We start from the raw sequence: 21,317 nt of genomic DNA, 5'->3' as shown, positions 1-21,317 counted from the left end.
CTTGATGCGATTGAAAGGGATGGTTGCAGCCGTGCTGCCGCCATCCCTTGTCTCTCACGGTCACCCTAGACCGGGGCAGTGACTGTCATTGGATGCCAGAGGATGAGCGTGACTGTGTGGTGGAAGGCAAGCGGTTGCAGCAGGGGGTCAGCCTCAGGGTTGGGCCGGCGTTTACGCGCTCGCTGGTTGCGTTACTCGCTGTGGTTGCTGCTGGTTTCACTTCCGCTGCTGCTCTGTGCCAGTCAGCCTCTGACACCCGAAGATCTCAAATTGGTCCAGCGCGCTCAGGAAACCTATGGGGTCAGGGCGGGCAAGCGTGTGACGACCTGGCGTACGCTGGTCATGCAAAATCGTGCTGCAGGGCTGAACGAGCGCCAGAAGCTGGAGAAGGTAAACCAGTTTTTCAACCAGATGCGCTTCATCGATGACATCAAGTTGTGGCGCAAAAAAGATTACTGGGCCACCCCGCTGGAGTTTTTGGGGGCGGCAGGCGGTGATTGCGAAGACTTCAGCATTTCCAAGTATTTCACCCTGCTGGAGCTTGGCATTCCGGATGAAAAAATGCGGATGGTATATGTCAAGGCATTGGATTATAACCAGTTTCATATGGTTGTTGCCTACTATGACACGCCTTCCTCTGTGCCTGTGATTTTGGATAATTTGATCGGTTCGATCCGCCCTGCCAGTCAGCGCAGGGATCTGGTGCCGATATACAGCTTTAACGGTAGTCACTTGTGGTTGATGAAGGCGCGTGGCCAAGGGGAACTGGCCGGGCAGTCGTCACGCTTGGGATTATGGAGTGATTTACGCAATCGCATGACTTCAGGGCGATTGGCTCAGCCTGTGGTGAATTTGGATGATTAACCTATGACGCTCTACAGACAATTATTGGCAACCATGTTGATCCTGTTCGGATTGTTGTTTGCGGCCACTTATTGGGTGCAGTTCAATTCGACTCGAACCTATCTGGCGCAGCAACAGGAAACCACCGTCATCAATACCGCTACTTCGCTGGGGCTGGCGCTTACCCCGTATTTGGAAAACGGTGACAAGGTGGGGGCTGAATCAGTGATCCAGGCCATCTTTGATGGTGGTTATTACCGGTTGATCCGGCTGGATCTGCTGGCTTCCAAGGATGTCATCGAGCAGGAGAACACCAATAACATTCAGGGTGTGCCGCAATGGTTCATTGGTCTGGGTCTGTTTCCCGAGGTATCCAACGAGTCAATTCTGACCTCAGGCTGGCTGCAACTGGGCAAATTGAAAGTAGTGGGTCACCCGGGGCAGGCCTATTACGAGCTATGGCGAGGGATGAGTGAACTGGCAAGCTGGTTCCTGATCGGTTTTTTGATCACCACCATTTTGTTGATGAGAGCATTGAATTATCTGCTCAAGCCGCTCAAACAGATCTGTGAGCAGGCGGTGGAGATTGAACTGCACCACTTTGGCCACGCCATTCCAGAACCCAAGACCCATGAGTTGAAACAGGTGGTGCAGGCCATCAACACCCTCTCCAGCAAGCTGGCGCTGCAGTTTAAAGAGCAAGCGGAAGAGGCCGAAAAATTGCGGGAGCGTGTCTATGTGGACGCCGTTTCCGGCTTGGGTAACCGGGCCTATTTTGTCGGCCAGGTCAACGCATGGATTGCCGAAGCGGGGCAAGGTGGAGTCATGCTGGTGGCGGTCGATATGCTGGATGACCTGTACCGTGAAGAGGGCTTTGCCGCGCGGGACAACATGGTCAAGTCGATAGCACAGACCTTGAAAGAGCAGTTGAAGGGGTGGGATGGCTCGGCTTTGGCACGGATCTCCGCCACGGAATATGCGCTGCTGTGTCCTACCGATGACCTGGCTCAGCTGAAGGAGCTGGCCGAAGCCATCAACGCCCGTATTGCGGACCTGGTCGTGAATCCCATGGGAGAAGGGGATGCCCTCTCCGTCATCGGTATTGCGGGACGTGACGGTAATGACGATCTCTCGGCCTTGCTGACCAAGGCCGACAACGCCTTGGGCAAGGCGCGCAATGAGCGCCGTGGTGCCGTGGTGATGGAAGGTGGTACCGATCAGGGCTTGATGGGGCGTCTGGCCTGGCGCGATCTGGTGCAAGATGCCATTGTCCGGCACTTGTGGCGCTTCAAGGCCCAGCCGGCTTGCCGTTTCGACAATGGGGTTCGACTGCATGCCGAGTTGTTTGCCTCTATTTCACGCGACGGTACCGACTATTTTGCCGGCCAATTCTTGCCAGCCATCGAGCAGTTCAAGCTGGGCAGCGAGTTTGATCAGGCAGTACTGGATGCCTGCGTGCCCCTGTTTGAACGGCAATCAGATCTGGTGCTGGCCATCAATATCACGGCAGGCTCTCTCTGTTCTGATGAGTTTCTGACCTGGCTGACGGGGTATCTGTCGACTCACGCCGAATTGAAGGACAGGTTGCTGTTTGAGATACCTGAGGCCGCCATCATGAAGCACAAGGAACATGTGACCGCCTTGGTGAACACCTTGCAGGAGCATGGGTTCGAGTGGGGTGTCGATCATTATGGTCGTCACTTCCAGTCTCTGGGGTATCTGGAGGAGCTGGCGCCAGCCTATGTCAAGGTTGACCATGGTTATACCAGTCAGGTCATGGAGCCAGGGGCCGATACCTCCTTCCTGGCCGCAGTTTGCCGCGCCGCTCACAATGCGGGTGTGACTACCATCGCAACCCGTGTTGAGGATCAGCATCAGGTCGAGTTGCTCTCCAAGTTGCATATCGATGGTTATCAGGGCTTCGTACACCCCGCTTTTCCTTTGTCCTGAGCCATTAGCGCCAAGAATGGGCCCCATGAGGGCCCTTTTTTTATGCGAATTAAACATAAGTATTAAGACTTTCAGCTGAGTAATCGCGTAAGGGCTTACTCGAATCCCTATCAAGTGACTGATTCAACAATATAAAAAAAGACCCTTCGATTTAATGCGCAGCATTGCTCCCGGTTTGAACCCATCTTGTACATTTTTGCAACGGAAGCGAGGCGGACAGGCATCTATGGTGTAGACATCAAGATCTGTCATGTTGGAGCAATGGATATGCGTACCCAAGTAATCGACAAAACCGTGGTGGTTTCTTCTGTTGAAGGCAACGTTCAAATATTGCTGGCCGATGGTAGCAGTCGCCCTCTGCAGAAAGGTGAAATCCTTCAGCCCGGCGCCAAGCTCAATATTGCAGATGACGCCAAGCTGACACTGGCCCTCTATGACGATTCTCCTGCTTCCGCCACGCCAGATGCCGCAGCCCCGGATGCCCCGGTGCCGGGACAGCCACAGGCTCCGGATGCAGGGAGTGCGACCTCTCCTGATATTGCCGCATTGCAACAATCGATCTTGCAAGGGGTTGACCCGACGCAGAACTTTGAGGCATCTGCCGCCGGTGGGGCACCTGCTGCAGGTGGTGGTGGCGGTGGAATTGGTGGAGTCGCCGGCGCCAGTGGTAACGGCGGCTTTGTCACCATAGATAGAACCGGTGATGCAACGATTGCCGCAGCCGGGTTTGACACCACTTACCAGACCGAGCCAGTGGTCGATACTCAGCAGCTGGCGGAACCACTGCTGACCAACGAATTGGCGGATCAAGGTGAGCAGTTGACCGTTCCCGAAGATGGGGTACTGAATGGCAATGTTCTCACCAACACAGTCAACGCTGATGGTCCTGATGCGGCGTCTGTGCTGTTCTTCAGCTGGGGGGATAACGTCAACGTTGTTGTAGGTACCAGCGTCACAATTGATGGTGTCGGCAGCCTCGTCATTAACGCTGATGGCAGTTTCACTTTCACACCGGCCCCCAACTATGATGGCGCTGTACCTCCTGCCACTTATACCGTCACCGATGGCACTGACACGGTTCAGTCAACACTGGAACTGACAATTATTCCTGCCAATGATCTTTCCGATCAGAACGAAAGTGTTGTTGCGACAGAAGACACCCTCATCTCTGGCAACTTGTTGGCCAATACCATCGACAATGATGGACCGCAGGCTCCGTCTGTTACCGGGTTTAGCTGGGGCTCCATCATCAATCCTGCATTGGGCACACCCGTAACCCTGACTGGGGTGGGAACCTTGGTGGTCAATGCCGATGGCAGCTATTTGTTCACGCCGGCACCTAATTACGATGGGCCGGTTCCGACAGTGAATTATACCGTCACAGACGGCACAGACACGGTTCAGTCCACGCTCTCTATTGCCATCACTTCGGTTGATGAGCCGGTTGGGCTGGCTGGTTTGCAGCTGGAAGGCGGTGAGCTGACGCTAAATGAAGCTGCATTGGCAGATGGCAGCAACCCGAATGCAACCGCTCTTACACAAAGTGGCGTGTTCACCTTCAATGCGGCAGATGGTGTACAGAGTTTGACTCTGGGCGGTGTCACTCTGATCAGTAATGGGCAAGCTATTACGGTTTTCCCTCAGGCGATTACCAGCCCATTGGGTAATCAGCTGGTAGTGACCGGCATTAATTACAACCCGGTCACCGGGTTAGGCAGCGTTAATTACAGCTACACCCTGAGTGACAATGAAAATCATACCAAGCCTGTCAATGATGCGGCTCTGGGTGAAAGTTTCGGTGTGGTACTGGTGGACACCGATGGTGATAGTACCAGTGGCAGTCTGGATGTGGTGATCTTGGATGATGTACCGAGCGTCACGCTCACCTCTGGATCGGAAGGTGTGGGCAGTGTGTTCGTGGACGAAAGCCTGGTCAGCCTGGGTGGGGCGGGCAACGACGGGGTGGCCAGTGCCAGCCTGAGTGCTGCCAGCGTGCAGGCCCAGTTCAATCCGGCCTTCGGGGCCGATGGGGCGGGCACGATTGGTTACAGCCTGGCGCTCACGGGGAGCAACGTGGTCAGCGGCCTGTTTGCGGTAGATCCGCAGGCTCCCGATGGACAGGGCGAGGCCATCGTGCTGAACCAGGTGGGCAACGTTATCACCGGCAGTGCCGGTGGGGTGGATTACTTCACCCTGACCATCAACCCGAGCACCGGGGAAGTGACGCTGGCCCTGCTGGACAACGTCTGGCACGGCGACAGCGGCAATGCGGATGACAGCGTGGCGCTGAGCCTGGGCAGCGGGGTACTGACCCTGGTGCAAACCGTGACGGACGCGGATGGCGACAGCGCCAGTGCCGCCATTGATGTGGGTACTGGCGGGGTATTCCAGTTTGAAGATGACGGTCCGAGCGTGACCATCAATGCCGTGGTAGACGGTGGCATTAGCCTGACCACCCAGGATGCACAGACCATCGGTGCAGCCAGTGACACGGCGACCGGCAGCTTTGCGGCGGCGTTCCTGGCGGCGGCAGTGCCGAGCTATGGCGCGGACGGTCCGGGCACCACCACGGTGGGCAGTTACAGCCTGAGCGTGACCAACAGCAACAGCGAGCTGACCAGCAACGGGCTGGCCATCACCCTGACCAAGGTGGGCAGCGACATTGTCGGCTCGACCAGCGCGGGCGAGGTGTTCCGCATCAGCGTGGCGAGCAATGGTACCGTGACGCTGACCCAGTCGGCGGAGCTGGACCATCTGCCGGAGGACGTGGACAACAGCAATGACAACAACCTCATCAGCCTGGCCAATGGCAAGGTGCTGCTGAGTGCAACGGTGACGGTGGTGGATGGCGACAACGACACCGCGACTGGCACGGTGAGTGCAGATCTGGGTGGCAACATCAGCTTCGAGGACGATGTGCCGAGCGTCAGCAATAATCTCACCGTGCAACTCGATGACGATGCCCTGGCCAACGGCATTCCGGATGGTCCGAATGACGATGACAATGCGGTAAACACTAACGGTATCCTCGCTCATAACTTCGGGGCTGATGGTGCAGGCAGTGTGCAATGGCTGACTACGGGGGCGCCGGCTGGCTTTACTTATGAAACGAATCCCGCAGGTGCCCTGTTGGTCAAACAGGGGGCGACCACAGTGCTGACAGTAACCCTGAACTCGGCTACTGGGGCGTATAGCGTGACGCAGAATGCGCCTATTCAACATGCGAACGCTGATCAGGAGAACAACCAGGCGTTTACCCTGAACTATCAAGTGATCGATGGCGATGGCGATACAGCGAGCGGCACGCTGGCTATCAATGTCGATGACGATACGCCGGTGGCGAAGAACGACACGGCCATTGTTGCTGAGTCCAGTGACAAGGACTTCAATGTTGCCTTTGTGCTGGACTCCAGCGGCAGTATCAGCAACAGCGAGTTCACTACCATGATTAACGCCGTGAAGGCGGCGGGGCAGGCGCTGTTCAACGGTACCGATGGCGATGTGAAAATCACCATAGTGGCGTTCTCTTCGGACTCACTGGCATATGCTCCGGTGACATCGATCGCTGCGTTCAATGCTCTGGTTGATGACATCATTGCCAATAGACCGTTTAACGGCGACACCGACTTTACCGATGCTATCCAGCAAACCATGGTGTCTTATGCCCCGATTGAGGGCTGGAGCAACCAGGTTTTCTTTATCAGTGATGGCAACCCTAATGAGCAAACAGGTACAGGCGGCAACTCGCTGAGCAACGCAACGGCAACGGCGTGGAACACCTTTGTCGATAGCAATGCCATCAACGTCACCGCTATTGGTGTGGGGGACGGCATTAACACCACCCGCTTGCAGGATGTCGACCTCGATGGTAGTGGTGCTCCTATCCTGGTGACCGACTTTAATGGCTTGATCAATACATTGCTTGGTCAGATCTCGGGCAACTTCGTCAGCGGCAACGTTCTGCTTGGCAACAACAGCGTGGTAGGTGGCGGCGACGACGATTCATACGGTGCCGATGGTCCGGGGCGGATCATGTCCATCAAGATCAATGGCACGACCTACTCCTGGGATGGTGTCTTGGATGGCGATCAGCAACTGACCAACATCACAACGGCTCTGGGTGGCAAGCTGACCTTTAATTTCGCCACGGGCACATGGGGTTATACCTCGCCGCAAAGCGTTGCAGCGGACACCAGCGAAAGCTTCGACTATGTGATCGTCGACAAGGATGGCGATCAAGCGAGCGCTACTCTGACGATCAATATCGAGGATGCTGCACCGGTGATCGGTAAGGTGGACGAGGACGAATTGACTGGCGGCATCACCGATGGAGATGCCCAGACGACTACCGTCTCAGGAAGCCTGGTTGAACTATTGGTTGGTACGAACAGCGGCCAGTTCAGTCTGGATACCACCCCCAATGTCATGCCGTCCCTGACCTCGGACGGAGTGACTGTGACCTACGGCTTCTCTGGGAATACCCTGACGGCGATGGCTGGTGCGGCAACAGTCTTCACCCTGGTGGTGCAGAGCAATGGTTCCTACACCTTCACCCTGCTTGGGCCGTTGGATCACCAGAATGCCAATGGTGATGACAACGAGCTTCTGACGCTGAATCTGACCGGGGCCATTCGAGCTTCCGATGGGGTCAACCCGCTGCCGCTGGCTGGTGATCTGCTCATTCAGGTAGAAGATGATGTACCGACTATCCAGGCCAGCACCAACTTGGTGTACTCCAACAGCAGCAACCCGGGTGGTGGCACTGGTGTGTTCGATTACAGCACTGGTGCGGATAATCGCGGCACTGGGCCGTTCTCGTCGTCCGACTCGGATTTCAATGCCATCGGCCTGACGGGGACAGTGGGTGGCTCGGCCATCACGTCGCAATTGGTCACCTGGGTGTCGGAGAACGCTAGTACGGCCACCTTTGATATTGAGTTCAATTACGCGCCGAATCCGGCCAGTCCAGGAATCACGCAGGAGGCAACTGGTACCCTGACCTTCGACAAGCTCAACGGTACTTACACGGTATCGCTGGATGAACCGATCGAGGGCTTCAGTGTTCTCAAAACCAGTGCCTCGTTAAGTATCACGGGCTACGCATCTGGTGGCAGTGTGCCGGATAACTCGCAACCGGATGTGTCTGTGGCCAAGCTGGACAATGATTTTTATGTCCAGTTCAGGGGCGCTGCAGAGCCCGGTGGGGGTACCGGGACTAACAATCTGCAGACCGGTGGTGCCAACACCAGCGTATTCGCCAATGGCGAGTTGTTTACTCAGGCATCGTCTTGGGTCAGCGTCTCGAACTCGGCGAACGGCGTGGGTGGCGATACCATCGGCAAGGGTGAGGTGCTGGACTTGACATTCCACACTACCAACCCGACCGGTACCGTAGTCGCCAACCCTGATGGCCGGGCGGAGGGGATCTTCCTGAAGTTCGACGGTATCAATAGTGAAGACCTGGTGGTGGTGCTGAAACTGATCGGCACGGGTGGCATAACCACTACACGGGCTCTGGTGATCAGCAACAGTGATATCGTTAAATCTGGCAGTAGCGCTGCGACCCTGGCAGCCCTGTTGGCTTATGGCATTACCCTGGACAACAACGATGGGGCCATTGTCATCGAACACAATGACTACAACGGTGTAGGTGAGAACTGGCAGATCTACGGCGCGCAGATCCTGACCAGCGTGGAGGGCATTACCACCACCACAGCGCTGAACTTCAATGCGGCCTTCGGTGATACAGGTGGTTCGAATACGACTACGGACTTCACTGGCCAGACCGACAGCGACGTGGTGAAAGTCTCCGACATCGGCTTGATCACTTCGGAAAATACCACACTGGATGCCGAGTTGGACTTCCAGGTCGGGGTTAAGGATGCCGATAACGATGCTACTTCCAACACCAATCTGCATGTGACCATTGAGGCGGGCACCACTTTCATCGGTTCGGCGTTGGCGGATGTGATTCAGGGCGGTGAAGGGAACGACACTCTCTCTGGTTTGGCCGGTGACGATACGCTGATAGGTGGACTGGGAGATGACATTCTGATCGGTGGTCTGGGTAGCGATACCATGACGGGGGGGGCGGGCAGTGATACCTTCAAGTGGATTGCTGGTAATGCGGATGGCAGTACCGACAACATTACCGACTTTACGCTGGGCAGCCCTGCCAGTGGTGGCGATGTGCTGGATCTGTCGGATCTGCTGGTCGGCGTTCCCAGTGGTGGCAGCAACGAGGATTTGGCCACAGTGCTGGACAATTACCTGCAGTTTGATACTACGGCCAACAAGCTGACCATAGATACCAATGGACTTCCGAGTGGGGGTTCCCAGCTGACGGTGCAGTTCCAGGGTAGTCTCGATCTGGATCACAGTGGCGGTTTGACGACGAACCACGACATCATCAAGCAGCTGCTGGATGATGGCAACCTCAAGGTGGATCCGTAATCGAGTAATGGGGCCGGGCTATGCCTGGCCCCTGTTTTTTGACTGAGGGGGCGGCTAAGATAGCGGCAGTACAGGAGAGGGTCACCATGCAGTCATTCAATTGGGTCGATATCGATGGCATTCGCTATAGCTGGGATGGGCAGGGCAGCATTACCTGCACCGGCCAGTTTGGCTATCAGGCCACGATGGCAGGTGATCGGATCGATGCACTGGATCTTGAAAGCCAAGATGGCGAAGTGGCGGGTTCCCTCAATGTGGACTTCGCGGCCGCCACCATTGCCTTCACGCCGGCAGTAGATGCAGAGCCACCTCATATGGTGGTGCTGGTCGGGCATGATGAAGGGGAGCAGGAGTATTCACTGCAGAGTCTGAGCGATACCTGTCTGCAGGATCTGCTCATGCACTCCGACAGCATCGACTGTGTTCCACTCATAACATCCACGCCGGCAGACCCGGTGATCCCGCCGCAAGGACACGTTCTGTCGTGGGATTCCTTCCATTTCGATGATGACGTCGTGCTCGGTTCCCGCAGCGTCACACCGATGGCGCCCAGCCATCAAGAGCTGATGGGCAACGAGATCAGCATCAACATCGACATGACCAATCAGGTGCTGGATCAGATACCGCCATTGCACGATATATGAATCCCATTCGGCCACGGGCATAATGACCTCACTCTAATTGACTGAGGTTTTTTTCTATGTGGCGTCCCCTTCTTACCCTTTCCGCTCTGGTCGTCAGTGCCCCGTTATTCGCGCTTGAAGTACCACAAGCCCCGCATCTGGTGGTGAGTGGTTATGCCGAGCAGAAGGCCGAACCCGATATGCTGACCCTCAATGTGTCTGTGACTGCACTGGAAAAGCAGGGCATCAAGGCCAAGCAGCAGGTGGATGGCAAGGTCGCGGCCTTCTTTGGCCAACTGGAAGGGTTGGGCATAAAGCGCAGTGACGTGGAGGCGGGCAACCTGGTGATCTCCCCCGAATATCAGTATCCGCAGAACAAGAAGCCTGAACTGGTGGGCTACCGTGCCCAGCGTCAACTCGCGGTCAAACTCTACCAGCTCGACAAGCTGAGTGAGCTGATGGATACCGCCCTCAAGGCGGGTTTGGAGTCTGTGTCCCAGATAGAGTACGGCCTCAAGTCGCCGCAGATCATCAAGGAGCAGGCGCGTGTCGGTGCGGTAGAGGATGCCAAGACCAAGGCTGAATCCCTGGCCAAGGCGTTCGGCATGAAGCTTGGCAAGGTTTACAGCGTCGAGTACCGCAACAACACCCCCATGCCCATCTATAGTCGTGCACTCAAGGCGGCTGCCATGGCTGCACCTGCCGCCGACATGATGGAAAACAGCTATCAACAGCAGCAGATCAGCATCACGGACAACGTGGAAGCCGTCTTCCTGCTGGAATAAGGCGTTGGCCATCCGGCCTTGTCGATCTATCTCAAGCCCGAGGCTCATCCCCTCGGGCTTGTCGTTTCTGCCTGGCAAGCGGAACTGCAAGCGGGACTGAGTGTGCAGGCGAGAGCGGGGTAACCGGATGATGATGTGGCTGGCAGGATCCCGATCTATATGATGCCAGGATGGGTGGCGGAGTGTCCGGGCCGCCCGCGAGTTGCAGATGACGGATAGAAAGATGCCGGTCGGTGACCGGCATCTGATGGCGTAACGAGGTGGCGCGGATCAACCCAGGTTGGCGGCAACCCGTGCACGACGCTTCTGTTTGAGCTGATAGCCGATGGCCAGCACGACGATCCAGACCGGGATGAGCAGCACCGAGATCTGGATGCCCGGAGTCAGGTACATGATGACCAGGATACCGGCCATGAAGGCGAGGCAGAGGTAGTTACCGAACGGGTACCAGAATGCCTTGAACTTGGGTTCAACCCCTTCGGCCTGTTTGCTCTTGCGAAACTTCAGGTGCGCGAGGCTTATCATGGCCCAGTTGATGACCAGGGCCGAGACCACCAGCGCCATCAGCAGCTCGAACGCCTTGCCCGGCATCAGGTAGTTGATCAGCACGCACAGCAAGGTTGCCGCGGCGGAGACTGAGATGGCCACCACGGGCACACCGCTTTTGTTGGTCTTGAGCAGGCTGCGCGGGCCGTTGCCCTGCTTGGCCAGACCGAACAGCATGCGGCTGTTGCAGTAGACGCAGCTGTTGTAGACCGACAAGGCGGCGGTCAACACCACCATGTTGAGCACGGTCGCCACCAGGTTGCTGTCCAGCGCGTGGAATATCATCACGAAGGGACTGCCGCCTTCCACCACCTTGCCCCAAGGGTAGAGGGACATCAGCACGGCCAGGGCGCCAATGTAGAAAATGAGGATGCGGTAGATCACCTGATTGGTGGCCTTGGGAATGCTCTTCTCGGGGTCATCCGCCTCTGCGGCCGTGATCCCCACCAGCTCAAGACCGCCGAACGAGAACATGATCACCGCCATCGCCATCACCAGACCGCTGATGCCGTTGGGGAAGAAGCCGCCCTGGTCCCACAGGTTGGTGATGCTGGCATCCGGTCCGCCGTTGCCGCTGGCGAGCAGGTAGCCGCCAAAACCAATCATGCCGACGATGGCGACCACCTTGATGATGGCAAACCAGAACTCCATCTCGCCGAACGCCTTGACGTTGGAGAGGTTGATGGCGTTGATCAGCACGAAGAAGACGGCCGCCGACATCCAGGTCGGGATCTCGGGCCACCAGTACTGGACATAGATGCCGACCGCCGTCAGCTCGGCCATGCTCACCAGCACGTAGAGTACCCAGTAGTTCCAGCCGGAGGCGAAACCGGCGAAGTCACCCCAGTATTTGTAGGCAAAGTGGCTGAAGGAGCCCGCTACCGGCTCTTCCACCACCATCTCGCCCAGCTGGCGCATGATGAGGAAGGCGATAAAGCCGCCGATGGCATAGCCGAGCAGCACTGAGGGGCCCGCCATCTTGATGGTCTGGGCAATACCGAGAAACAGGCCGGTACCTATGGCACCGCCCAATGCGATGAGCTGGATATGGCGGTTTTTCAGGCCGCGCTTCAGCTCCTCGCCGTCTTGTTGAAGATCCATTCTTCCTTCCTTACGTCTCTGATGTCACTCGTCTGTCATTTCGCCCGTCGAGTCACTCCATGTGACCTCGCACTGCAAAGCGTGCTTGAAACGTGACGAAATCCGTATTTATTTCGTTACGGCAGGCCGCTTGTTGTTTTTTATGGCGGCTACCAACGGAAGCAGAATAGTGATAATCGGCCGTCCACGCACCTGTTTTCCTCATCATTCGCCGGTTTTTTCGGCACAAGACAGGTTTTTTATGATTCGAACGCGCTGGAGGGGAGTGATTGCGCGCAATATGCGCAATCGAACGCTGTCGGGTTGACTCTTTGGTGGATTCCTGTTTTATGAAGCCTCCTCCGTAAAAAGGATGTGATTCATGCAACGTATTATTGGCAGCCTGCTGGCCGTCGTGCTCTGGTTGACTGTCTGGCTCTCTCCCTTGTTGCTGACCATGGCGGCGGGATGCATGCTGGTCTGGGCAGTGCAGGGTGATGACTATCTGGTGATGCACTTTCGAACCGTGCTGCTGATCGCCGGCGCCGTCGGTTTGCTGCCATCGCTCTGGTTGACCGAACGGGTACGCCGGCGTCATGGCGTGCTCAACTTCTATGCCATGCTGATGAACAACAAGGAGTTGAACAGCACAACCCCCCGTTCCCGCCAATCATAAAAAACCGAGCCAGATGCGGCCGCATCTGGCTCGGTTTTCATGTCTGCCTGTCACTCTTGCTGCCTGTTACCCAGGGACCATGCCGGGCTCAGCTCCGGACCTCAGTCCGGTTCAATAGAGCTGACGGCGCATGCCGGTTGCCTCCAGAATTTTTGCGCTTATCTCCTCCACCGAATGAGAGCTGGTATCGAGGAAGCGGATCGCCTCCTGGCGAAACAGCCGCTCCACGCTCGCCAGCTCCTGTTCGCACTGCTCCAGCGATGAATAGCGGCTGTTGGCGCGGCGCTGGTTGCGGATCTCGTGCAACCGCTGCGGCGCTATGGTGAGGCCGAACAGCTTGTGGCGGTTGGCCTTGAGAGCGCTCGGCAAGTCCAGCGTGCCCATGTCCTGCTCGATGAAGGGGTAGTTGGCGGCCCGGATGCCAAATTGCAGCGCCAGATAGAGGCTGGTCGGAGTCTTGCCGCAGCGGGAGACCCCGATGAGGATGATGTCCGCCTCCTCATACTCCTTGGTGGTGATGCCGTCGTCGTTGGCTAGCGCGAAGTTCACCGCCTCGATGCGATCGTCATAGAGCTTGCGATTCTCCATGCCGTGAGTGCGATGCAGTCTGGGTTCGGCCTTGACCCCCAGTTCCTGTTCCAGCGGGCTGACGAAGGTGTTGAGAAAGTCGTGGCTGCTGGCCTGGGCCTTGAGCACCTCTTCCCGCACCAGGGGGTCGACTATGGTGTGAAACAGTATGGGGCGTATCCCGGTCTGGCGGAATTGCTCGTCGATGCGCGCCCGCACCTGCCTGGCTTTTTCCTGGGTCTCCACGAAGGGGATGGTGACTTGCTCAAACACCAGCGGAAACTGGCTCAAGACGGCGTGGCCGAACACCTCGGCCGTGATGGCGGTGCCGTCGGATACATAGAATACGGTGTGCACGATGCGCTCCTGTGGTACGGGTTGGCGAGGTTGCGAGCAGTCAGTATCTCTCGAAACCATACCGATTTTGTCAACCGATCTGCTGTGCCCAAGTTGTGAAGTGGCTTGCAAACCTGAGTCGTTACCTTTTTGTGTTGGCATTGTAGAATGTCTGTGTCATTCGGCCATCCCCAAATCTTGCTCGGGGATTTTTTTGACAACAAGTAGAAAACGTTTTCATGGTCGTTGGCAACAGTAGAAACGGACAATAACGCATATAACTCACGCACCTAATTTGGCGCAGAAGGTGCCACGGCACCCGAGCCCACCAACCTGGAGACATGCAAGTGCAACAGTACGTACTCTGGTACGAACAACTCGGTATGCAAGATGTAGAACGAGTTGGCGGCAAGAACGCATCCCTTGGCGAGATGATCAGCAACCTCTCTGGTGCCGGTGTATCCGTGCCGGGCGGCTTTGCGACCACGGCCTTTGCGTTTAATGAGTTTCTGGAGTTAAGCGGCCTCAACGGCAAGATCCATGATCTGCTCGATACCCTGGATGTGGACGACATAGCCGCCCTCAACCGGGCCGGTCAGCAGATCCGTGACTGGGTGATCGACGCCCCGTTTCAGCCTGCACTGGAGCAGGCGATCTGCGCCGCCTACGACAAGCTGAGTGCGGGTCTGGATGCCTCTTTCGCAGTGCGCTCCTCCGCCACCGCCGAGGATATGCCGGACGCTTCCTTTGCCGGTCAGCAGGAGACCTTCCTCAACGTACGCGGCATAGACGCCGTCATGATTGCCGTCAAGCATGTGTTTGCTTCACTGTTCAACGATCGCGCCATCTCCTACCGGGTGCATCAGGGGTATGACCACAAGGGCGTGGCGCTCTCGGCCGGGGTGCAGCGCATGGTGCGCTCGGATCTGGCCGCCTCCGGTGTCATGTTCACCCTGGATACCGAGTCGGGTTTCAACGACGTTGTCTTCATCACGGGTGCCCAGGGCCTGGGCGAGATGGTGGTGCAGGGGGCCGTCAACCCGGACGAGTTTTATGTGCACAAGCCCACCCTCAGGGGCGGGCGTCCTGCCGTGGTGCGCAAGACGCTCGGCTCCAAACTTATCAAGATGACCTACTCGGACGATGCTGGTCACGGCCGTCAGGTGAAGATAGTCGACACGACCGAGACCGAGCGCAGCCGCTTCTGCATCACGGATGAGGAGGTGATGGCGCTGGCGAAACAGGCGCTCATCATAGAGCAGCACTACGGTCGCCCCATGGATATCGAGTGGGCCAAGGATGGACAGGATGGCCAGCTCTACATAGTGCAGGCCCGTCCCGAGACGGTGCGCAGCCGCCAGGAGGCCAACACGCTCGAACGTTTTGCCCTCAAACAGGCGGGCAAGGTGCTGATCGAGGGGCGTGCCATCGGCCACAAGATTGGCGCGGGCCCGGCGCGGGTCATCTCCTCCATCAGCCAGATGGACGAGGTACAACCCGGCGATGTGCTGGTCACCGACATGACGGATCCGGACTGGGAGCCCATCATGAAGCGGGCCTCCGCCATCGTCACCAACCGTGGCGGGCGCACCTGTCACGCCGCCATCATAGCCCGCGAGCTGGGTATTCCGGCGGTGGTGGGTTGCGGCAACGCCACCGATCATATTGCCCCGGGTCAGCTCATTACCGTCTCCTGCGCGGAAGGGGATACCGGCTTCATCTATGACGGTGAACTCGATTTCGATGTGGCTGTGACCGAAGTGGGCAACATGCCGCGCCTGCCCATCAAGATCATGATGAATGTCGGCAATCCGGACCGGGCGTTTGATTTTGCCCAGTTGCCCAATGCCGGTGTGGGTCTGGCGCGGCTCGAATTCATCATCAACCGCATGATTGGCGTGCACCCCAAGGCCCTGCTGGAGTTCGACCAGCAGAACCCTGAACTGCAGGCCACCATCCGCAAGATGATCGCGGGTTACGACAGCCCCCGTGAGTTCTACGTGGCCAAGCTGACTGAAGGGATCGCCACCCTGGGCGCGGCCTTCTGGCCGGAGCGGGTGATAGTGCGGATGTCGGACTTCAAGTCCAACGAGTACGCCAACCTGGTGGGCGGCCGTGGCTACGAGCCTCACGAAGAGAACCCCATGATCGGGTTCCGTGGCGCATCCCGCTACATAGCCGACAGCTTCCGTCCCTGCTTTGCTCTCGAATGCGAGGCCATCAAGCGGGTGCGTGACGTCATGGGGTTGACCAACGTCGAGGTGATGATCCCCTTCGTGCGCACCGTGGGCGAAGTGGAGCAGGTGATCGACATCCTGGCCGAGAACGGGCTGCGCCGTGGCGAGCGGGGGCTCAAGGTGATCATGATGTGCGAGATCCCCTCCAACGCCCTGCTGGCGGATCAGTTCCTGCAGCATGTGGATGGCTTCTCCATCGGCTCCAATGACATGACCCAGCTCGCGCTCGGACTGGACCGGGACTCGGGCCTCATAGCCCACCTGTTCGACGAGCGCAACGAGGCGGTCAAGGCGCTGCTGTCGATGGCTATCCAGGCCGCGCGCAAGGCGGGCAAGTATGTCGGCATCTGTGGCCAGGGGCCATCCGATCACCCGGACTTCGCCGCCTGGCTGGTCGAGCAGGGCATAGACTCTGTGTCCCTCAACCCGGATACCGTAGTCGATACCTGGCTCTATCTGGCCGAGCAGCACAAGGCTGGCTGATCCTCGTCGGTTCCTGCCTGCGAATAATAAAAGTGGCGCCCCATGAGGGCGCCACTTTTATCGCGCAATAAACCCGATGGCGTTATTTGTCCGGGATATTTTTATTCCTGCTCAAAATAGGCGCGCCAGATCTTGGTTTTACACTCCGTTACATCTGTTCACTTCATCACCACCCCATAATAAGCCTGCCGACGAAGTGGGCGTATCACTATATTCACGTCATGTCGAGCAAGGCGGGATAAACAGGTTCCGCTCGCGTTCTATTTATCAATAAATACGTTGTTTGTTATTAATAGGGCCAGGGTAGGCAGATGTCACAGAGCGTATCAAATCAAGTGATCAGAAGAATGCTGACGGCCTGTCAGCAGCAAGGGGGAGATACGGATGCCATCCTGATGGCTGCCGGTCTGACGCCATTCGATATTCACCGTGAGCATGGCCGGATCCTGGCCCATAGCCATTACCGCATGCTGAGCCTGATGCAGCGGCATCTGAGCGGCTTTCACGAGGGCATACTGTCTTACGACATCGCCGAGCTCTACCAGCACTATCCGGCGCTCATCAGCCTCTGCCTGAACCAGCCGTCCCCTCGCGCCGCCATCGAAGCCCTGCTGGCCTATCGCACCGTCATCGGCAACTGTGACGATTTTGTGGTGCGAAGAGGGGCGCTGTTTAGCCAATATGAGTATATCAATCAAGGGCCTGCCGCCCTGGGCGCGAGTCAGGCCATCCCCAATTTCGTCATTCTCTACCGGATCCTGCGGGTCTATGCCCCCGGTCTTGGCGTCTCAGTGGGGTTCGTCGGCAAGCCGCTGACCCATCACCGCCAGCTGGATCACTTCTTTGGTACCCACTGCCGCTGGGATCAGCCGGGCAACACCCTGACCATAGACAATGCCCTGCTGGATAACCGCGCCGATAGCTACAACGGGCCGCTTTGCCGCCTGCAGACAAGCCAGCTCGCGCATATTTGCAGCGATATCGATGAGCGGGTGCCTTTTGCCAATCTGGTAGCGGACATGATCCGCCATAAAATCCGCGGCGGTGTCATGGAGAGCGATGACCATTTACTCAAGGATGTCTGTTCGGCCATGAATATCAGCCGCTGGACCCTGAACCGAAAATTGCAGGGGGAGGGCAGCAGCTTCTCTGCCATCTTGAAACGGGTCAAGATGATGGAGGCCTGCCGTTTATTGGGAGAGGGAGAGCAACCGCTGCAAAATATCAGCGATCTGGTGGGTTTTTCCTCCCAGAGTGCCTTCAATCGTTTCTTCAAGGCCAATACCAATATGACCCCGCTGGCCTATCGCAATACCCGCCAATAATAACGGGACCCGGCCTGCGCCTGACCCCGTCAAGGCTGAAGGCAACAAGGGGGGCGCACCCTGGTGCGCCCCCCATCACCTTCATTTCTTATCTGGGCTCGCTTATTTTGTCACAGTGGTGACTGTGGCTGCATCCACGCCGCTGGGCAGGGCCAGGGCGCCCGGGGTCGTGCTGCTCACCACTATCTCCTTGCTCACGGTGAAGGTGACCGGCGTGGTGGCGGAGACATCGGAAGAGGGGCTGATGTAGGCGCTGTAGCTGCCAGGTTCCACTATCCACTGGTTGCTGGCCTCATCGAAGCTGGCGAGTATGCTGGCCGGAATGGTGAAGCTCAGCAGCTCGCTGGCGCCCGGTGCCAGCTGTTTGGTCTTGGCAAAGGCCTTGAGCTCTATGGTCGGTTTTTGCAGTTTGACCTCGGGGGCGCTGACATAGACCTGGGCCGCCTCCTTGCCTGCCACGGCGCCCGTGTTGGTGATGGTGGCCGTCAGCACCAGACTGCCGGCCGCGCCCTTGGCCAGGGTATTGTTGGCGATGGCGGGGCTGGTGTAGCCGAAGCTGGTGTAGGAGAGACCAAAGCCGAACGGGTAGGAAACCGCCTTGTCGAAGGTGCTGTAGTAGCGGTAGCCCACATAGATCCCCTCGTTGTAGTAGAGATCGTCCGGCTCGCCGTCACCGTCGGTATCCTCACCCGGGAAGGTGCCGGCGGAGGGCACGCTGGCATAGCTGAGCGGGAAGCTCTGGGCCAGCTTGCCACTGGGGTTGACTGCCCCTGACAGCACATCCGCGACCGCATGGCCGGTTTCCTGACCCGCCATGTAGGCCAGCAGTATGGCGTCCACCTTGTGGCTCCACTGGGCTGTGTCGATGACGCCGTTGACGTTGAGCACCACCACCACCTTCTTGCCCTGGGCGTGGAAGGCGCTGCTCACCGCATCTATGAGGGCGATTTCGTCGTCGCCGAGCAGGTAGTCGCCCTTGCTCTCGGTGCGATCCGCTCCCTCACCGGCCTGACGACCCAGGCTGATGACGGCAACCTCCTGCTCGCTGGCGGCCGTGGTGATCAGGCTGGCGAGGGCCGGGCTGATGGCGGCCTCGTCGCAGGTGTAGTAGCCCTTGGCACCGAATTGCCCCTCGTGATAGACCTTGTTGGCTTCATAAAAATCGCCGTAGTAAGCCTGCAGCGCCCCGTTGACCGGGAAACGGCTGGCCAGCCCCTGGGCTATGGTGGTGGTGCTGGCGGCGTTCACATCCCCGCTGCCGGTCCCCCCCTTGTAGGTGTTGATCTGGTTGATGCCAAAGCTGGCTACCTTGCTGGTCGCGGCTATGGGCAGGGCGCTGGCTTCGTTGCGCAGCAGCACCATGCTTTCGGCCCCGGCCTGGCGAGCCAGTCTGGCGTGGGCGGCCAGATCCGGGCTGTTGCTGACGGCCAGCTGGTTGTAGGAGGGGCTCTTCATCGCCTGGGTCAGGATATGAATGGCGGCCTCGGTCACCTTGGCCTCGTCGAGATCCCCCTGCTCGATGGATTGCTGCAACTGCTCCTTGACGTTGCCAGGTTCAATCAAATCCTGCCCCGCCAGCACCTGCTTGTAGGCGTTGTTGGCCACATCGCCGGCAAACCAGTCGGACATCACCAGGCCGTCGAATTGCCACTCACCGCGCAGTACATCGGTTACGGCGTCCTTGCGTTCATTCACATAGGTGCCGTTGACCTTGTTGTAGGAGGTCATCACGGCCCAGGGCTGGGCCTCGTCCACCGCGATCTGGAAGCCGCGCAGATAGATTTCACGGAAGGTTCTCGGTTCACCTATGTCGTTGATCTGGTTGCGGTTGGTCTCTGAGTTGTTGCCAAAGTAGTGCTTGATGGTGGTGCCGACCCCGTTGCTCTCCACCCCGTTGACCATGGCGGCGCCTATCTTGCCGGTGAGCAGCGGGTCTTCCGAGTAGTACTCGAAGTTGCGGCCATTGAGCGGGTTGCGCTGAATGTTCATGCCGGGGGCCAGCAGGATGTCGACCCCGTACTGGCGCACCTCGTCCCCCATGGCTTCCCCGACGGACTTGACCAGGTTGACGTCCCAGCTGGAGGCGAGCAGGGAGCCGATGGGCCAGGCGGTGGCGTAATAGGTGGCGCTGTCGCCGTCGCCGTCGCGGTTGGCGCTGATCCGCAGGCCCGCCGGGCCATCGGCCAGTTTCAGGGCCGGAATGTCGATGCCGTCGGCACTGCGTGCCACCCCGTTGATGTAGCCCGCTACCCCGGCGACATCCTGCTTGACGTTGATGGCGCCGTTGGCGCTGCCATACCCTGGGCCGGAGAGCAGGCTCAGCTTCTCGTCCAGGGTGAGCTTGGCCACCATGGCTTCGGCCTGGCCGCGGTAATAGGCATCGTCCTTGACCAGGGGATCCGAATCGTTCTGGTTGCAGCCAACCAGCAGCCCGGCCAGCGCCAGGCTGACACAGAGTGAAACCGCTTTCATTTTTGTCGTGATAGGCATGAAGACGTCCTCGTAACTGTCTGAATAAAAAGGCAAGTGCGATATCGACACCGGCAAGTGATCGGGCCGGGCGGCCGCTCTGATGGCGGGTTCCCATGGATATCGATGACGGCTCAGGGTGGGCCAGGGTGCATGTGCAAGGGGGCAACCATGGCCAGAGCCGCAGGCAGGTTAGCAAGTCGGGCTGGCTGCGCCTTGCCTTGGCGGAGCGAGAAATGTGCAGTTGGGAGCAAGGGTGCCAAGTTGTGACAGGGGTCGCATCACAGGCTGCGCGGCAGGGAGGGGAAAGGGGAGGCTGGATGGCCCACCATTGCGGATGGCGGCAACAGGGTGGTTCGGCTTGGGTTGCGATTTGCCCTGAGGTGCGGGGCGCAGACACTCGGGCAGAAGAGAGGGGGCCAGCGGCCCCCTCTGCGTGTACAAGATACCTCGCGCTTGTCAGCGCAAGGGCTTGCTCACTTTGGCTGTTTCAGTGCACCGGCCAGTTCGATCTGCACCCGGACCCCTTGCTGCTTGAGCTGGGTGGCGATGGCGTTCAGATCCGTGCCTGGCTTGGCCTGCAGCAGGGCGATGCCACCGCTGCTCTGCTTGAACTGCAGGCCGTGGCGGCCCGCCAGCGCCTTGGCCTGATTGTCATCGGCCTCCACCAGCAGGGTGCCGCTGACGGTCAGCTCGGGGCTGGCGACCCCTTGCAGCAGGACGTCGCCGCTGCGCAGGGTCTGTTGTGGCACCTTGCCATCCAGGCTGCGGGCGATCCGTTTCTTGCTGCCGTTATCCGGCGTCAGGTAGGTCTTGCCATTCACCTCTACGGTGTTGTACTGCTTGCCATCGATCACCACCGATTCGTCGGCCGTTGCGTGCACGCAGACCGAGGCCAGCAGGCTTGCCAGGGCAAGGCTGAGTAAGCTGTGTTTCATGTTATG

The 21,317-nt window shown here is 58.2% G+C and carries 12 protein-coding genes; 8 read left to right on the top strand and 4 right to left on the bottom strand.

What is annotated here, in order from left to right:
- Window positions 1–102 precede the first annotated feature (102 nt).
- The 5 genes from BN1118_RS13040 to BN1118_RS13015 all read left to right on the top strand — a co-directional run bounded on the left by BN1118_RS13040 (window position 103) and on the right by BN1118_RS13015 (window position 10,654).
- Window positions 103–864, top strand: coding sequence for a transglutaminase-like cysteine peptidase (locus tag BN1118_RS13040; RefSeq protein ID WP_043556506.1), 762 nt, complete (start codon window positions 103–105; stop codon window positions 862–864).
- A gap of 3 nt (window positions 865–867) precedes the next feature.
- On the top strand, window positions 868–2,793 hold the full coding sequence (locus tag BN1118_RS13035) for an EAL domain-containing protein (RefSeq protein ID WP_043556504.1): 1,926 nt from the start codon (window positions 868–870) through the stop codon (window positions 2,791–2,793).
- Window positions 2,794–3,060: 267 nt separating this feature from the next.
- Window positions 3,061–9,246, top strand: a complete 6,186-nt coding sequence (locus BN1118_RS22290) for a retention module-containing protein (protein WP_244463611.1) — start codon at window positions 3,061–3,063, stop codon at window positions 9,244–9,246.
- A gap of 86 nt (window positions 9,247–9,332) precedes the next feature.
- A complete protein-coding gene (locus tag BN1118_RS13020; protein WP_043556503.1) occupies window positions 9,333–9,890 on the top strand; it encodes a hypothetical protein in 558 nt (185 codons plus the stop codon).
- Between the two features lie 56 nt (window positions 9,891–9,946).
- Entirely contained in the window at window positions 9,947–10,654 is a 708-nt protein-coding gene (locus BN1118_RS13015) for an SIMPL domain-containing protein (RefSeq protein WP_043556502.1), read from the top strand.
- A gap of 270 nt (window positions 10,655–10,924) precedes the next feature.
- Here the strand turns inward: BN1118_RS13015 and BN1118_RS13010 are convergent, their stop codons facing one another.
- A complete protein-coding gene (locus BN1118_RS13010; RefSeq protein ID WP_042866081.1) occupies window positions 10,925–12,301 on the bottom strand; it encodes an amino acid permease in 1,377 nt (458 codons plus the stop codon).
- A gap of 361 nt (window positions 12,302–12,662) precedes the next feature.
- Between BN1118_RS13010 and BN1118_RS13005 the strand changes: the two genes are divergently transcribed.
- The gene (locus BN1118_RS13005; protein ID WP_043139329.1) at window positions 12,663–12,956 is read left to right on the top strand and encodes a hypothetical protein; all 294 of its coding nucleotides are present in this window, start codon (window positions 12,663–12,665) and stop codon (window positions 12,954–12,956) included.
- 111 nt (window positions 12,957–13,067) lie between these two features.
- On the opposite strand, the gene ppsR is transcribed toward BN1118_RS13005, so the two are convergent.
- The gene (ppsR, locus tag BN1118_RS13000; protein WP_080741146.1) at window positions 13,068–13,880 is read right to left on the bottom strand and encodes a posphoenolpyruvate synthetase regulatory kinase/phosphorylase PpsR; all 813 of its coding nucleotides are present in this window, start codon (window positions 13,878–13,880) and stop codon (window positions 13,068–13,070) included.
- A gap of 320 nt (window positions 13,881–14,200) precedes the next feature.
- On the opposite strand from ppsR, the gene ppsA reads away from it, so the two are divergent.
- Together ppsA and BN1118_RS12990 are read left to right on the top strand one after the other, a co-directional pair.
- The gene (gene ppsA, locus BN1118_RS12995; protein ID WP_043556501.1) at window positions 14,201–16,579 is read left to right on the top strand and encodes a phosphoenolpyruvate synthase; all 2,379 of its coding nucleotides are present in this window, start codon (window positions 14,201–14,203) and stop codon (window positions 16,577–16,579) included.
- 347 nt (window positions 16,580–16,926) lie between these two features.
- Complete coding sequence (locus BN1118_RS12990) at window positions 16,927–17,904, top strand: AraC family transcriptional regulator (RefSeq protein ID WP_043556500.1); 978 nt, start codon at window positions 16,927–16,929, stop codon at window positions 17,902–17,904.
- Window positions 17,905–18,006: 102 nt separating this feature from the next.
- On the opposite strand, the gene BN1118_RS12985 is transcribed toward BN1118_RS12990, so the two are convergent.
- Window positions 18,007–20,394, bottom strand: a complete 2,388-nt coding sequence (locus BN1118_RS12985; protein WP_043556499.1) for a beta-glucosidase — start codon at window positions 20,392–20,394, stop codon at window positions 18,007–18,009.
- Between the two features lie 455 nt (window positions 20,395–20,849).
- On the bottom strand, window positions 20,850–21,311 hold the full coding sequence (locus BN1118_RS12980) for a serine protease chaperone (RefSeq protein WP_043556498.1): 462 nt from the start codon (window positions 21,309–21,311) through the stop codon (window positions 20,850–20,852).
- Window positions 21,312–21,317: the final 6 nt, after the last annotated feature.

The organism is Aeromonas bestiarum, assembly GCF_000819745.1.
GTDB classification, from domain to species: Bacteria; Pseudomonadota; Gammaproteobacteria; order Enterobacterales; family Aeromonadaceae; genus Aeromonas; species Aeromonas bestiarum.
Note: the sequence above shows the minus strand (reverse complement) of the source record. Positions and strands in the feature narration are given on the sequence as shown.

Coding starts and splice junctions, on each gene's coding strand:
- BN1118_RS13035 (WP_043556504.1), top strand. CDS start 868: ATGACGCTCTACAGACAATTATTGGCAACCATGTTGATCCTGTTCGGA.
- BN1118_RS13015 (WP_043556502.1), top strand. CDS start 9,947: ATGTGGCGTCCCCTTCTTACCCTTTCCGCTCTGGTCGTCAGTGCCCCG.
- BN1118_RS12990 (WP_043556500.1), top strand. CDS start 16,927: ATGCTGACGGCCTGTCAGCAGCAAGGGGGAGATACGGATGCCATCCTG.
- ppsA (WP_043556501.1), top strand. CDS start 14,201: ATGCAAGTGCAACAGTACGTACTCTGGTACGAACAACTCGGTATGCAA.
- BN1118_RS13020 (WP_043556503.1), top strand. CDS start 9,333: ATGCAGTCATTCAATTGGGTCGATATCGATGGCATTCGCTATAGCTGG.
- BN1118_RS13040 (WP_043556506.1), top strand. CDS start 103: ATGAGCGTGACTGTGTGGTGGAAGGCAAGCGGTTGCAGCAGGGGGTCA.
- BN1118_RS13010 (WP_042866081.1), bottom strand. CDS start 12,301: ATGGATCTTCAACAAGACGGCGAGGAGCTGAAGCGCGGCCTGAAAAAC.
- BN1118_RS22290 (WP_244463611.1), top strand. CDS start 3,061: ATGCGTACCCAAGTAATCGACAAAACCGTGGTGGTTTCTTCTGTTGAA.
- BN1118_RS13005 (WP_043139329.1), top strand. CDS start 12,663: ATGCAACGTATTATTGGCAGCCTGCTGGCCGTCGTGCTCTGGTTGACT.
- BN1118_RS12980 (WP_043556498.1), bottom strand. CDS start 21,311: ATGAAACACAGCTTACTCAGCCTTGCCCTGGCAAGCCTGCTGGCCTCG.
- BN1118_RS12985 (WP_043556499.1), bottom strand. CDS start 20,394: ATGCCTATCACGACAAAAATGAAAGCGGTTTCACTCTGTGTCAGCCTG.